This is a genomic window from Streptomyces sp. NPDC093094 (assembly GCF_044754345.1).
Lineage (GTDB): Bacteria > Actinomycetota > Actinomycetes > Streptomycetales > Streptomycetaceae > Streptomyces.
Map to the genome: position 1 here is coordinate 125491 of NZ_JBIVOX010000001.1, position 13722 is coordinate 139212.

Genomic DNA, 13722 nt, shown 5'->3' on the forward strand with positions numbered 1-13722 from the left:
GGGTGCAGCCTGCCACAACCTTGCCGAGTTGCCCGGCGTGTCGGGCACGGGCCCTGGATCGCCGTTATGGCACGGTTACCTATTCGCAACGCTGAGTGACCAACTCCGTCACCCTGTGCAACAAGCCCCTTCCCGGCGGTCCTTGAAGGTCGCGACACCCTGGCGGAGGCCGGACCCGGGGCTCGCAACAGTACTCCATTCGGGCCATGTAGGTGGATGGGCACGCCGCTCAACTTCCGCCGGAGCGCGGGAGGCGGGCGGCTTGAGCGGATTCACCGATCTTGAACGTGGCGCACTTCACGTACACACCGGAGCGGGAATCGACCGTTTCGTCCGCGCATCTCCTCCCTAGTGAGGTTCGCCGATCGGACACGGGAAAGCCGGGCAAGGTCCCTGAATGCGTGAAATGCCCTTCCGGGGAGGCGAGTCGAGCCCTGAGGGGACAGTTCCTCCAGCGGACGAGCGGGCGGATTCGTCACGCCTGCGGGCGCGCACGGACGGATGCCGTCGGGCGAGTGTCCTCGCCCGGCCCGACCCGGCCCGGTCCTGCCCTCCCGGCTACGCGCCCAGGACCCTTCGCAAGTAGTCGTTCTGGAACAGCCGCTGCGGATCCAGACGGTCCCGCAGTGCCGTGAACTCGCCGAACCGCGGGTAGACCCCGGCGAGGTACTCCGCGTCGCGCGTGTGCACCTTGCCCCAGTGCGGGCGCCCCTCGTGCGCGGTGAAGATGCGCTCGGCGGCGGTGAAGTACGCCTGGTAGGGCGTGCCGCGGACCATGTGGACGGCGATGTACGCGCTGTCCCGGCCCGACGCGGTGGACAGCGCGATGTCGTCGGCCGGGGCGGTGCGCACCTCGACGGGGAAGCTCACCCGCAGGCGGGAGCGGTCCACCATCGCCTTCAGCTCGCCGAGGGCGTCGGCCAGGGCCTCGCGCGGGACGGCGTACTCCATCTCCACGAACCGCACCCGGCGCGGGGAGGTGAAGACCTTGTAGGGGATGTCCGTGTAGGTCCGCGCCGACAGCGCCCTGCTGGAGATCCGGGCGATCGCCGGGACGGTGCCCGGAGCGGCGCGGCCGACCCACTGGGCCGCCTGGAAGACTCCGTTGGAGAGGAACTCGTCCTCGAACCAGCCCGCGACCCGGCCCACGGGCCGCTGCGGACCGGCACTGCGGTTGTTGCGCTTGGTGTTGGTGCTCCGGGTGTGCGGGAACCAGTAGAACTCGAAGTGCTCGTTCTCGGCCCACAGTTCGTCGAACTCGGCGAGGACCCTCTGCAGCGGCATCGGCTCCTCGCGCGCGGTCAGCAGGAAGACCGGCTCCACGGCGAAGGTGATCGCGGTGACGACGCCGAGGGCGCCCAGGCCGATCCGCGCGGCCGCGTAGACGTCCGGGTTCTCCTTCTCGGAACAGGTGAGCACCGAACCGTCGGCCAGGACCAGCTCCAGGCCCTTGATCTGGGCGGCGATGGAGGCCGACTCCCGGCCCGTGCCGTGGGTGCCGGTGCTGGTGGCGCCGGAGACCGTCTGCTCCATGATGTCGCCCATGTTGGTGAGCGACAGACCCTCGCGCGCGAGGGCCATGTTGAGTCTCTTGAGCGGAGTGCCCGCCTCGACCGTGACCGTCATGGCGTCCCGGTCGATGGTGCGGATACCCGTCAACAGTTGAGGACGGATCAACACACCGTCGGTCGCGGCTATGGACGTGAAGGAGTGCCCCGTGCCGACGGGCTTCACCTTCAGCCCGTCCTCCGCCGCCGCGCGTACCGCCGCGGCGAGCTCCTCCACGGAGGCGGGCGTGACCTCCCGCGCGGGACGGGCGCTCACATTGCCGCCCCAGTTACGCCACGTGCCGATCTTCGCGCTCGCTGTGCTGACCAACGGTGCCTCCCCGACCCGTAGCCGGCCTGCCGAGCCGGCGGTAGCCCAGGAAACCCACCACGACCGCGACGGCCCCGGCGACCGCCGGAACCCCGTACCCGGCGTCCGCGCCCGAGGCGTCGATCACCCAGCCGGCGATCGAGGAGCCGAGCGCGACGCCCACCGCGAGCCCGGTGCTCACCCAGGTCATGCCCTCGGTCAGCTGCGCGCGGGGTACGTGCTGCTCGATGAGGGACATGGTGGTGATCATCGTGGGAGCGATGGCCAGGCCCGCAACGAACAGCGCCACGGCCAGAGACGGCAGGTTTCCGACCAGTAGGAGGGGGATCATACTCACGGCCATCGCACATACGCCCAGCAGCCAGCGACGTTCGGGCGCCCCCTTGAAACGCAGCAGCCCGAACACGGCCCCCGCGGCGCAGGAACCGGCCGCGTACACCGCGAGGACGACACTCGCCGCGCCCTTGTGGCCGCGCTCGTCGGCGAAGGCGACCGTGACCACGTCGACCGCGCCGAAGATGGTGCCGGTCGCGACGAAGGTGCCGACCAGCACCTGAAGGCCGCGGGCGCGCAGGGCGCTGCCGCCGCCGTGGTGCTCGCGCGGGTGCGGGGCCGGCTCGGTGGCGCGCTGGGCGGTCAGCCAGAAGACGCCCGCCGCCAGGAATCCTCCGGCGAGCAGCGGGCCAGCCTCGGGGAACCACGCGGTGGACAGGCCGATGGAGATGATCGGCCCGAAGATGAAGCACACCTCGTCCACCACGGACTCGAAGGAGTACGCGGTGTGCAGCTGCGGAGTGTCCCGGTACAGGGCCGCCCAGCGGGCCCGGACCATCGCGCCGACGCTCGGCACGCAGCCGATGCCGACGCAGGCCACGAACAGCACCCAGTCCGGCCACGCGTAGTGCGCGGCCAGCAGCAGGAGCGTCCCCGCGGCGAGCGACAGCAGCGTCGCCGGGCGCAGCACCCGGCGCTGGCCGTACTGGTCGACCAGGCGGGAGACCTGCGGCCCCGCCACCGCCGCGGACAGCGCGATGGTGGCCGACAGTGCGCCGGCCAGGCCGTAGCGCCCGGTGAGCTGCGAGATCATCGTGACGACGCCGATGCCCATCATCGACAGCGGCATGCGGCCGAGGAACCCCGCTGCGGAGAAGCCCTTGGTGCCGGGGGCGGCGAACAGGGCGCGATAGGGGCTGGGCACAGGCACTCCGGGGGTCCGGCACGCCACGGTCCGGGCAGGACCCGGGCATGGCGCGAAAGGGTGGCTCGTAAGGCGTGAAGGCAACTCGTACAGCTTACGAGTTAGGTAACCCTAATGCAGCAGTCCGGAGCCGGATCCGGCGGCCCGGCCACGCCCGGCAGCCGGGCGTTTCCCGGCTGCCGGTGGCGGGTGGCAGGATCGGAGCCATGCCAGACGCGCTCGATGTCAGCCCCTACGACGCCCTGCTGCTGCTCTCCTTCGGAGGCCCCGAGGGCCCCGACGACGTGGTCCCGTTCCTGGAGAACGTGACACGGGGCCGGGGCATCCCCAAGGAACGCCTCAAGGAGGTCGGGCAGCACTACTTCCTGTTCGGCGGGGTCAGCCCCATCAACGACCAGAACCGCGCCCTGCTCGACGCCCTGCGCAAGGACTTCGCGGAACACGGCCTCCAGCTGCCGGTCTACTGGGGCAACCGCAACTGGGCGCCGTACCTGACCGACACCCTGCGCGAGATGGCCGCCGACGGCCGCCGCCGTGTCCTCGTCCTGGCCACCAGTGCCTACGCCTCGTACTCCGGCTGCCGCCAGTACCGCGAGAACCTCGCCGACGCGCTCGCCGCCCTGGAGGCCGAGGGGGTGGAGCCGCCCGGGATCGACAAACTGCGCCACTACTTCAACCACCCCGGCTTCGTCGAGCCGATGACCGAGGGCGTCCTGGCATCCCTGGCCGGCCTTCCCGAGGACGTCCGTGACGGCGCCCACATCGCCTTCACGACCCACTCGGTCCCCGACTCCGCGGCGGACTCCTCCGGCCCCGTCGAGGACCACGGCGACGGCGGCGCGTACGTCGCGCAGCACCTGGACGTGGCCCGGCTGATCGCCGACGCCGTCCGCGAGCGCACGGGCGTCGACCACCCCTGGCGGCTCGTCTACCAGTCCCGCTCCGGAGCCCCCCACGTCCCGTGGCTGGAGCCCGACATCTGCGACCACCTGGAGGAGCGGCACGCCGCCGGGGTGCCGGCCGTCGTGATGGCGCCCATCGGCTTCGTCTCCGACCACATGGAGGTCCTGTACGACCTCGACACCGAGGCCACGGCCAAGGCCGCGGAGCTGGGCCTGCCGGTGCGCCGCTCGGCCACCGTCGGCGCCGACCCGCGCTTCGCCGCCGCGGTGCGCGACCTGATCCTGGAGCGCGCCGCCGTCGAGCGCGGCCAGGAGGTCACGCCCTGCGCCCTCGGCGCGCTCGGCGCGAGCCACGACCTCTGCCCCGTCGGCTGCTGTCCGGCCCGCGCCCCGCGCCCGGCCGCCGCGGGCGCCGACAGCCCCTACGCCTGAGGAGCGACGTGACCGACCCCCTGCACCCGGAACTGCTCCGTCTCGCCCAGGAGGCGGCCCGCCGGGCCGGCGCGCTGCTGCGGGACGGCCGCCCGGCCGACCTGGGCGTGGCCGCCACCAAGTCGAGCCCCATCGACGTCGTCACCGAGATGGACATCGCCGCGGAGAAGCTGATCACCGGCTTCCTCTCCGACCACCGCCCCGAGGACGGCTTCCTCGGGGAGGAGGGCGCCTCCAGCGAGGGCAGCTCGGGCGTGCGCTGGGTGATCGACCCGCTCGACGGCACGGTCAACTACCTCTACGGCCTGCCCACCTGGGCCGTGTCCATCGCGGCCGAGCGGGACGGCGAGACCGTCGTCGGCGTGGTGGAGATCCCGATGCGCGGCGAGACCCACAGCGCCGTGCGCGGCCGCGGGGCGTGGACGACCGGCGCCGGGGCAGGCGAGCGCACCCTCGCCTGCCGCCCCGCGCCGCCGCTCGACCAGGCGCTCGTCTCCACCGGCTTCAACTACGTCGCCGGGGTCCGTGCCCATCAGGCCGAGGTGGCCGGCCGGCTGATCCCGCTGCTGCGCGACATCCGGCGCGGCGGATCCGCCGCGGTCGACCTGTGCGACGTGGCCGCCGGCCGTCTCGACGGCTACTACGAGCGCGGCCTGAACCCGTGGGACTACGGCGCGGGGGACCTGATCGCCCGGGAGGCGGGCGCGCTCACCGGTGGACGGCCCGCAGAGCGCCCTTCACGCGAGCTGACGGTCGCCGGCACCCCGGGCGTCTTCGAACCCCTCCAGCGCCTCCTGGAGGACTTCGGCGCCTGGCACGACTGACGGACGGCCCTGCCGCCGCCGGCACACGCACCAGCGGGCCCCCGGTGCTGGATTCACCGGGGGCCCGCTGCTGTACGCACAAGCCGGTCAGACGCGGTGAGCGCCGACTTCCACGCCGTGTTCGGCGGCGAGGCGGCGCAGGTCGTCGAGCTCGCCCTGCTCCACCTCGACGAGGAAGTCGTCGCCCTCGTTCCGGGCCCGCGTCAGGTCGGACTCGGTCGTCCTTATGCGCTGCAGAAGTCCTGTGGTGAAAGCGTCCATGCTGCGCCCCCTCGTCCTGGGTCGTGGGTCTGTGGCACGGGGGTGTGCCGTTCGGAAGGGGCGATCACGGCTCCTGCGGATGCCCGGCCTGCCGTGCCGGGGCGGCTACGGTGCCGGACACCCACGCCCACTCTGCGGCAAGCGGATCGCGACGTACCGCATGGTGTTGCGGTACATGCAGAGCGTGATCGCGGGGTGTAAACCGTCCTCCCCCCGCTCCCTTCCGCGGAAACCTCAACCGCCCGAGAAAATCTGGCATTCCCGGTCCGGCCGACCGGTGTCCCCGGCCCCGCCATCTGCCGCTCACCTCGCCTTACCGCCGACTTATGGCCGAAAAGGGCAGGATGGACGCCAACACCCCCACGACAAACCCCTGCCCGCGCGCGCTCCGCTACGCGGGTGGACACAGGAAGGACAGCGACGTGCGCGTACTCGTCGTCGAGGACGAGCAGCTGCTCGCCGATGCGGTGGCCACCGGACTGCGCCGGGAGGCCATGGCCGTCGACGTCGTGTACGACGGCGCGGCCGCCCTGGAGCGCATCGGCGTCAACGACTACGACGTGGTCGTCCTCGACCGCGACCTCCCCCTGGTGCACGGCGACGACGTCTGCCGCAGGATCGTCGAGCTGGGCATGCCCACGCGTGTGCTGATGCTCACCGCGTCCGGCGACGTCAGCGACCGCGTCGAGGGCCTGGAGATCGGCGCCGACGACTACCTGCCGAAGCCCTTCGCCTTCAGCGAGCTGATCGCGCGCGTGCGTGCCCTCGGCCGGCGCACCAGCGTGCCCCTGCCGCCGGTGCTGGAGCGGGCCGGCATCAAGCTCGACCCCAACCGCCGCGAGGTCTTCCGCGACGGCAAGGAGGTCCAGCTCGCGCCGAAGGAGTTCGCCGTCCTGGAGGTCCTGATGCGCAGCGAGGGCGCGGTCGTCTCCGCGGAGCAGCTGCTGGAGAAGGCGTGGGACGAGAACACCGACCCGTTCACGAACGTCGTGCGGGTGACGGTCATGACCCTGCGCCGCAAACTGGGCGAGCCGCCCGTCATCGTCACGGTCCCCGGTTCCGGCTACCGGATCTGATCCGCCGTGGCCGCCACCCCCGCGCCGCCCGAGGCGCCCCCGAAGCCCACCTGGGACCCCCGCAGGCAGGAACCGCCCTTCCCGTGGCTGCGCCCGACCATCCGGATACGGCTCACGCTGCTGTACGGCGGCATGTTCCTGATCGCGGGCATCCTGCTGCTGTCGATCATCTATCTGCTGGCGGCGCAGGCCCTCAACGTCGGCAGCGACCTGCCCTTCAAGATCGTCGAGGGCAAGGTCACCAGCACGATCTGCAACCTGCCGGAGTCGGCCTCGCCCAGCACCTTCAACGAGGCCATGAACAGCTGCGTCAACGAGCAGCGCCAGAACGCCCTGGACAACCTCCTCAGCCGTTCCCTGCTCGCCCTGCTGGGCCTCGCCGTGATCGCGTTCGCCTTCGGCTACGCGATGGCCGGCCGGGTGCTGTCGCCGCTGGGCCGGATCACCCGCACCGCCCGCGCGGTGGCGGGCTCCGACCTGTCGCGGCGGATCGAGCTGGACGGCCCTGACGACGAGCTCAAGGAGCTGGCCGACACCTTCGACGACATGCTGGAGCGCCTCCAGCGGGCCTTCACCGCCCAGCAGCGTTTCGTCGGCAACGCCTCGCACGAGCTGCGCACCCCGCTGGCGATCAACCGCACGCTGCTGGAGGTCCATCTGTCGGACCCGGGCGCGCCGGTGGAGCTCCAGCAGCTCGGCAGGACGCTGCTGGCCACCAACGAGCGCAGCGAACAGCTCGTCGAGGGGCTGCTGCTGCTCGCCCGCAGCGACAACCAGATCGTCGAGCGCAAACCGGTCGACCTCGCCGAGGTCGCCGGCCGGGCCGTCGACCAGGTGCACGCCGAGGCCGAGGCCAAGGGCGTGGAGATCCGCGGCGGACGGCAGCCCGCCGTGGTGCAGGGCAACGGTGTGCTGCTGGAGAGGATCGCCCTGAACCTGGTGCAGAACGCGGTGCGGTACAACATCCCCGAGAACGGCTGGGTCGAGGTCGACACCGAGATCCAGCACGGCCAGGCGGTGCTGACCGTCTCCAACACCGGCCCGGTCGTCCCGGCGTACGAGGTCGACAACCTCTTCGAGCCGTTCAGACGGCTGCGCACCGAGCGCACCGGCAGCGACAAGGGGGTCGGGCTGGGCCTGTCCATCGCGCGGTCCGTGGCCCGCGCGCACGGCGGGCACATCTCGGCCAGACCTAGGGAAGGAGGCGGACTCACGATGCGGGTCAGTCTCCCGGTCTGAGATCATGTCGCCGACACACGCGGGGATGTTCGCTTTGCGCGGAATTTTCCGGGCACCGGGCGGGGTTTCCGATGTGTGATCGATCACAAGGGCGAATTTCCTGCCATCCACTCTCCGTGATCATGCAGGCTGTCGGAAAGTCGGGAAAATCCGTGTTTTCCGGGGTCTTGATCACGGGAAGTACACGGGGAGGCGCCTTTGAAGTGCAGTGTTAGGGCCGTGTACGGTCCCGATCGCCACCCAAACCGATCACTCGTGAGGAGTCCGGTTGGGTGTCGATTGAGTAACAGACCTTGATGTGAGGCAAAATCTCCGCCTCAGGTCGGGCACAAGTCCGGCCTCTCACGCGTTACGTGCGCTGGAGACACCGCAGACACCCGGAGGGGGAGAGCGACATGGCAACCGATTACGACACCCCACGCAAGACCGACGACGACGTCGACTCGGACAGCCTTGAAGAACTCAAGGCACGCAGGAACGACAAGTCCGCTTCGGCCGTCGACGTCGACGAGTTCGAAGCTGCCGAGGGCCTGGAGCTGCCCGGCGCGGACCTCTCCAACGAGGAGCTGGCCGTCCGGGTCCTGCCCAAGCAGCAGGACGAGTTCACCTGCATGAGCTGCTTCCTGGTCCATCACCGCAGCCAGCTGGCCCGCGAGAAGAACGGCCAGCCGATCTGCCGCGACTGCGACTGAGGACGGGTCGGCCGTGACTGGCTCGACCCCACCTCGGAAGCGCCGCTTCTCCCTCGGGAGAGCGGACACGGGGCCGCTCGACGGCCCCTACGGCGCGCGTGATGACGGGCGGGGCTCATCCATGACGGGACCGGTTCCCGGTGAACCGGCTCCCACGGACAAGGCTGTCCCGGAACCGGACCCCACGGGAACGGTTCTGCCGGGACAGTTCCGTCATGGATCGGCCTCGCTCGGACCGGTGGCCGACCGCACGGGCCTTCCGGTACCGGCGGGCGCCCCCGCGCCCGTCGCGCGACGGCGGGCCGCGGTCGTCCGGGACCGGGCCAGGGAACTGGCCAGGGAAGGCGCCCGCAAGGGCGGCAGCCGGGCCAGAGCGGGCCTGGCGTACGTCACCGACCGCATCATCGAGAACGCGCCCCGGATCCCCGTGCGCGACCTCGCCGCGCTGCGCCGGCAGTTCCCGGGCCTGGGGCCCGAGCAGATCGCCGACAAACTCGTGGCGGGTGCGGCGTACGCCTCCGCGACGGTCGGGGCGGGTGTGGGCGCGGCGGCGATGCTGCCCGTGCCGCCCGCGATGCCGGCCGAGCTCGCCGCGGAGATCACCGGCGTCGCCGCGATCGAGCTGAAACTGATCGCCGAACTCCACGAGGTCTACGGACTGCGTCCGCCGGGCTCGCTCGTGGAGCGCAGCACCGCCTACCTGCGCTCGTGGTCCGGCGAACGCGGCATCGACGTGATGAAACCGGCGTCGGTCAACGCCGCCCTCGGCGGCCAGATGAAACGCGAACTGCGCCAGCAGATCATGAAGCGCATGGTGCGCGACCTGCCGAACCTGATGCCGTTCATGGTGGGAGCCGCCGTCGGGGCGGTCATGAACCGCCGCGACACCAGGAAGCTCGCCTCCCGGGTCCGGGCTGACCTGCGCAGGATGCAGGTGCCCTGGGACGCCCTGGCCGATCTCCCGCCGCTGGAACAGCCGGCGCAGCCCCTCGAGGTCGGGGACGTCGTCAAGGAGCTGGGCGGCCGCTGACGGGCCGCCGGTCCCTCCCGTGGCTGTGGGGGAGCCACGAAGCCCGGGACGCCCTAGGAGGCCGCCGTACGGGCCGTCCTGATCGCCTCCGCCAGCCGCTCCGGCTCGCGCGTCGACAGGTACAGGTACGGCGTCGGGTCGGCCGGGTCGGTGACCTCGACCTTGAGGGCCCGCGGGATGTAGGCGCGCAGCAGCAGGAAGGCGCGGGTGTCGGCCTTGTACGTGCGCCAGGCGCGCGCCTCCTCGGGATCGAGCACCTCGGACTCCCCGAGCGCGGTCACCGGGATCTTCGCGTCGCCCGCGATCAGCGAGCCGCCCACGACCCGGATGCGCACGGATCCGTAGGAGCTGGCCACGACCGCCGCCGCCGCGGTGCCGCCGACCAGGCCGCCGAGCATCGGCAGCGTGCCGAACGGCAGCAGGATCAGGGCCATCGAGACACCCACGAGAAAGCTGACCAGCCACCATGTGCGGGGGGCCGTGAGGCGTTCTTCGTACGGGGCGGTGGAGAGCTGCATGGAGCCAAGCTTGGCACGGTGTCCGGATCGGGCCGACGCGCGGGTAAGGTCTGCGCCTGTGAGTGGTACTTCCGCGGCTCTTCAGCCGCCCGCCGACGCGGCGCGGCCGGTACGGCACCCCGACGCTCCCGCGCCCGGGGAACTGCTCGGCGCCCACTACGGCCAGTGCTTCGGCTGCGGCGGCGAGCAGCCGCACGGACTGCATCTGGCCGCGCGGGCCGGTGAAGGCGTCGCCATCACCGCCGAGTTCACCGTGCAGCCCGCCCATCAGGGTGCTCCCGGGCTCGCCCACGGCGGCGTCCTCGCGACGGCCCTGGACGAGACGCTCGGCTCGCTGAACTGGCTGCTGCGCACCATCGCGGTCACCGGACGGCTGGAGACGGACTTCGTGCGGCCGGTGCCCGTGGGCACCACGCTGTATCTGGAGGCCGAGGTCACGGCGGTGGCCGGACGGAAGATCTACTGCCGTGCCGTCGGGCGGATCGGCGGCCCCGACGGGCCCGTCGCCGTCCGCGCCGACGCCCTCTTCATCGAGGTGAAGGTCGACCACTTCATCGACAACGGCCGCCCGGAGGAGATCCAGGCCGCCATGAGCGACCCGGACCAGGTCCGGCGTGCCCGCGCCTTCGAGGTGAACCCGTGAGCCGTGAGCCACTGGACGTGCTGCTGCGGCGCGTCGATCCGGACGTACCGCTTCCGACGTACGAGCACCCCGGGGACGCGGGGGCGGATCTGCGGACCACCGAGCGCTGCGAGCTGAAGCCGGGGGAGCGGGCCGTGCTGCCCACCGGGGTGTCGATCGCGCTCCCGGAGGGGTACGCGGCCTTCGTGCACCCGCGTTCCGGGCTTGCCGCCCGGTGCGGTGTCGCCCTCGTGAATGCCCCGGGGACGGTTGATGCCGGGTACCGTGGGGAGATCAAGGTGATCGTGGTGAATCTCGACCCGCACGAGCCCGTGCGGTTCGAGCGTTTCGACCGGATTGCCCAACTGGTCGTCCAGCAGGTCGAGAGGGTCCGCTTCCAGGAGGTGGCGGAGCTTCCCGACTCGGCGCGGGCCGGCGGGGGCTTCGGGTCCACCGGCGGCCATGCCGCCGTGGGTGCCGGGAGCGGCGCAACCGCGACAAGGGGTCAGGCCGCCGACGGCGGTCCGACGGGTGGGAATCGATACGCTTCGGTCGTATCCGACCGGGAAGGACAGTGACGTGTTCGGACGTCGCAAGAAGAGGGATGCCGCCGAGGGCGCGGCCGGCGAGGCCGAGCAGGTCGTCGACAGCGTCGACGGTGAGGCGTACGAGGACGCCGAGGGTGCCGGTCGCGAGCGTGTGAGGCTGGAGCCCGAGCCGCGCCCCGACGGGCCGTGGGACAGCACCGAGGTGCGCGAGCCCGGCGAGGGCCGCGTGGACCTGGGCGGGCTCTTCGTGCCCGGTGTCGACGGCATGGAGCTGCGCGTCGAGGTCGCGGGCGACGCGATCGTCGCGGCCACGGTCGTGCTGCGCGACAGCGCCATCCAGCTGCAGGCATTCGCCGCGCCCAAGCGCGAGGGCATCTGGGGCGAGGTGCGCGAGGAGATCGGCTCGGGCATCACCCAGCAGGGCGGCATCATCGACGAGGTCGAGGGCCCTCTCGGCTGGGAGCTGCGTGCGCAGGTGCCGGTGCAGCTGCCGGACGGCACGGGCGGCTTCCAGGTCGTGCGGTTCGTCGGTGTGGACGGACCGCGTTGGTTCCTGCGCGGTGTGATCTCGGGCCAGGGCGCGGTGCAGCCGCAGGCCGCCGGGCTCCTGGAGCAGATCTTCCGCGACACGGTCGTGGTCCGCGGCGAGGGCCCGATGGCGCCCCGCGACCCGATCGTCCTGAAGCTCCCCAACGACGCGCAGATGGTGCCCGAGGGCGTTCAGCAGCAGGACGAGGGCTCGCGCTTCTCCGGCGGCATGGGCCAGCTCCAGCGCGGACCGGAGATCACCGAGGTCCGCTGAGCACAGAGCAGCACAAGGGCCGCACCCCGTGGGGGTGCGGCCCTTTCTCGTGCGCGCCTCGACGGTGTTGGGGTGCCGGGTCCCGGCGGTCCCGCGGTGCCGGTGTCGGTGTCGGTGTCGATCCTGGAGGTCCCACGATGCCGGTTTCGGCGGTCTCGCGGTGCCGGTGGCGGTGCCGGCGGTCCCGCGGTGCCGGTGTCGGTGTCGGTGTCGGTGTCGATCCTGGAGGTCCCACGATGCCGGTTTCGGCGGTCCCGCGGTGTCGGTGGCGGTGGTCCCGCGGTGCCGGTGCCAGTGGTCCCGCGGTCTCGCGGTGCCGGGTCCCGGGTCCCGGTGGTCTCGCGGTACCGGTGCCGGTCCCAGTGGTCTCGTGGTGCGGACGCCGGTGGCGTTTCCGCGCGCTCTCTTGACGCGCGATTGGTCTGGACCTACGTTCTCGGACACTCGCATTCAGCAGAGTGCCCCATGTTCACATATGAGAACGGAGCTGTCGTGCGTCGAACCCCCCTCCTCGCGACCGTCACCGCCCTGCTCCTCGGCGGTGTCCTCGCGCAGCCGTCCGCCGAAGCCGCCCCCACCGCGTTCGCCCACCCCGGTGTCACCGTCTCCCGCAGCCAGCTCGACTTCGCCCGTACCAAGGTCCTCGCCGGCGCGCAGCCCTGGAAGAGCGCCTACGACCAGATGATGACGAGCAGGTACGCCGACCAGAACCGCACCCCCAAGCCCCGCGCGGTCGTCGAGTGCGGCTCGTACTCCAACCCCAACCTCGGCTGCACCGACGAGCGCGAGGACGCCATAGCCGCGTACACCAACGCCCTCGCCTGGTACATCACCCGCGAGCCGCGCTACGCCCGGAAGGCCATCCAGCTCATGGACGCCTGGTCCGCCGTCATCCAGGACCACACCAACAGCAACGCGCCCCTGCAGACCGGCTGGGCGGGCTCCTCCTGGCCCAGGGCCGCCGAGATCATCAAGCACACGTACACCGGCGGCTGGCCCGGTGCGGGCCGCTTCGCGACCATGCTGCGCACCGTCTACCTGCCCGAGATCATCAATGGCTCCCACTCCAACGGGAACTGGGAGCTGTCGATGATGGAGGCCGCCGTCGGCATCTCCGTCTTCCTGGACGACAAGGACTCGTACGACAAGGCCATGGCGAAGTTCCGAACCCGCACCGCGGCCTACGTCTACCTCGCCTCCGACGGCGACCTGCCGAGGACCGTGCCGGGCCAGAACCTCGACACCCGCGACAAGATCGTCAAGTACTGGCAGGGCCAGTCCACCTTCGTCACCGGCCTCACCCAGGAGACCTGCCGCGACCTCACCCACACCGGGTACGGCATCTCCGCGATCGCGCACGTCGCCGAGACCAGCCGGATCCAGGGGCAGGACCTGTACGGCACCGACGTCGGCGAACGGCTGCGGCAGGCGCTCGGCCTCCAGGCGAAGTACGAACTCGGCACCCCCGTCCCCGCCTGGCTGTGCGGCGGCACCCTCCACCTCGGGCTCGGCCCGGTCACCGAGGTCGGCCACAACGCCCTGCACCACCGCCTGGGCATCGCCATGACCAACACCGGCACCCTCACCGAGCGGAACCGTCCGGCCGGCAGCAACAACCTCTTCGTGGCCTGGGAGACCCTCACCCACGCGCAGAACCCGAACTGAACGAACCGTTGATCGGCCGGGTGCCCGCCCGCGAT

14 protein-coding genes are annotated in these 13722 nt (G+C 71.5%); 10 read left to right on the forward strand and 4 right to left on the reverse strand.

Annotation, left to right across the window (positions count from 1 at the left end; all coding sequences use genetic code 11):
* Positions 1-558 precede the first annotated feature (558 nt).
* A complete protein-coding gene (locus tag ACIQGV_RS00500) occupies positions 559-1878 on the reverse strand; it encodes a D-arabinono-1,4-lactone oxidase (RefSeq protein WP_402488368.1) in 1320 nt (439 codons plus the stop codon).
* A complete protein-coding gene (locus tag ACIQGV_RS00505) occupies positions 1838-3076 on the reverse strand; it encodes an MFS transporter (protein ID WP_402488372.1) in 1239 nt (412 codons plus the stop codon). The genes ACIQGV_RS00500 and ACIQGV_RS00505 overlap by 41 nt, the downstream gene beginning before the upstream one ends.
* Positions 3077-3282: 206 nt before the next feature.
* On the opposite strand from ACIQGV_RS00505, the gene ACIQGV_RS00510 reads away from it, so the two are divergent.
* Both ACIQGV_RS00510 and ACIQGV_RS00515 read left to right on the forward strand, forming a co-directional pair.
* Positions 3283-4410 (forward strand): ferrochelatase, encoded by a 1128-nt coding sequence (locus ACIQGV_RS00510; RefSeq protein WP_402488374.1) that lies wholly within the window; start codon positions 3283-3285, stop codon positions 4408-4410.
* Between the two features lie 8 nt (positions 4411-4418).
* On the forward strand, positions 4419-5234 hold the full coding sequence (locus ACIQGV_RS00515; RefSeq protein WP_402488376.1) for an inositol monophosphatase family protein: 816 nt from the start codon (positions 4419-4421) through the stop codon (positions 5232-5234).
* Positions 5235-5321: 87 nt separating this feature from the next.
* Here ACIQGV_RS00515 and ACIQGV_RS00520 read toward each other — a convergent pair whose 3' ends face one another.
* Positions 5322-5495: a hypothetical protein gene (locus tag ACIQGV_RS00520; protein WP_402488379.1), complete on the reverse strand. Its 174-nt coding sequence runs from the start codon at positions 5493-5495 to the stop codon at positions 5322-5324.
* 422 nt (positions 5496-5917) lie between these two features.
* Here ACIQGV_RS00520 and ACIQGV_RS00525 point away from each other — a divergent pair, with 422 nt between their 5' ends.
* The 4 genes from ACIQGV_RS00525 (at position 5918) to ACIQGV_RS00540 (ending at position 9532) form a co-directional block, all read left to right on the forward strand.
* On the forward strand, positions 5918-6571 hold the full coding sequence (locus ACIQGV_RS00525; protein WP_007387794.1) for a response regulator transcription factor: 654 nt from the start codon (positions 5918-5920) through the stop codon (positions 6569-6571).
* A gap of 6 nt (positions 6572-6577) precedes the next feature.
* Positions 6578-7810, forward strand: a complete 1233-nt coding sequence (locus ACIQGV_RS00530) for a sensor histidine kinase (RefSeq protein ID WP_402488382.1) — start codon at positions 6578-6580, stop codon at positions 7808-7810.
* A gap of 395 nt (positions 7811-8205) precedes the next feature.
* Positions 8206-8502 carry a DUF4193 domain-containing protein gene (locus tag ACIQGV_RS00535; RefSeq protein ID WP_003993510.1) on the forward strand — a complete coding sequence of 99 codons (297 nt, stop codon included), beginning with the start codon at positions 8206-8208 and terminating at the stop codon, positions 8500-8502.
* A gap of 13 nt (positions 8503-8515) precedes the next feature.
* Positions 8516-9532 carry a hypothetical protein gene (locus ACIQGV_RS00540; protein ID WP_402488385.1) on the forward strand — a complete coding sequence of 339 codons (1017 nt, stop codon included), beginning with the start codon at positions 8516-8518 and terminating at the stop codon, positions 9530-9532.
* Positions 9533-9585: 53 nt separating this feature from the next.
* On the opposite strand, the gene ACIQGV_RS00545 is transcribed toward ACIQGV_RS00540, so the two are convergent.
* The gene (locus ACIQGV_RS00545; protein ID WP_402488388.1) at positions 9586-10050 is read right to left on the reverse strand and encodes a DUF3093 domain-containing protein; all 465 of its coding nucleotides are present in this window, start codon (positions 10048-10050) and stop codon (positions 9586-9588) included.
* Positions 10051-10108: 58 nt separating this feature from the next.
* Between ACIQGV_RS00545 and ACIQGV_RS00550 the strand changes: the two genes are divergently transcribed.
* The 4 genes from ACIQGV_RS00550 to ACIQGV_RS00565 all read left to right on the forward strand — a co-directional run bounded on the left by ACIQGV_RS00550 (position 10109) and on the right by ACIQGV_RS00565 (position 13687).
* Entirely contained in the window at positions 10109-10693 is a 585-nt protein-coding gene (locus ACIQGV_RS00550; RefSeq protein WP_402488390.1) for a PaaI family thioesterase, read from the forward strand.
* Positions 10690-11250, forward strand: a complete 561-nt coding sequence (dut, locus tag ACIQGV_RS00555) for a dUTP diphosphatase (protein ID WP_402488393.1) — start codon at positions 10690-10692, stop codon at positions 11248-11250. Before ACIQGV_RS00550 ends, dut begins: the two co-directional genes overlap by 4 nt.
* A 1-nt stretch (position 11251) precedes the next feature.
* Positions 11252-12022, forward strand: a complete 771-nt coding sequence (locus ACIQGV_RS00560; RefSeq protein ID WP_402488395.1) for a DUF3710 domain-containing protein — start codon at positions 11252-11254, stop codon at positions 12020-12022.
* Between the two features lie 465 nt (positions 12023-12487).
* On the forward strand, positions 12488-13687 hold the full coding sequence (locus tag ACIQGV_RS00565) for an alginate lyase family protein (protein ID WP_402488398.1): 1200 nt from the start codon (positions 12488-12490) through the stop codon (positions 13685-13687).
* Positions 13688-13722: the final 35 nt, after the last annotated feature.

What these genes read in the sequence shown, in the direction of transcription:
- ACIQGV_RS00535 (WP_003993510.1), top strand. Translation starts at nt 8,206, where the DNA reads ATGGCAACCGATTACGACACCCCACGCAAGACCGACGACGACGTCGAC.
- ACIQGV_RS00520 (WP_402488379.1), bottom strand. Translation starts at nt 5,495, where the DNA reads ATGGACGCTTTCACCACAGGACTTCTGCAGCGCATAAGGACGACCGAG.
- ACIQGV_RS00565 (WP_402488398.1), top strand. Translation starts at nt 12,488, where the DNA reads ATGTTCACATATGAGAACGGAGCTGTCGTGCGTCGAACCCCCCTCCTC.
- ACIQGV_RS00545 (WP_402488388.1), bottom strand. Translation starts at nt 10,050, where the DNA reads ATGCAGCTCTCCACCGCCCCGTACGAAGAACGCCTCACGGCCCCCCGC.
- ACIQGV_RS00510 (WP_402488374.1), top strand. Translation starts at nt 3,283, where the DNA reads ATGCCAGACGCGCTCGATGTCAGCCCCTACGACGCCCTGCTGCTGCTC.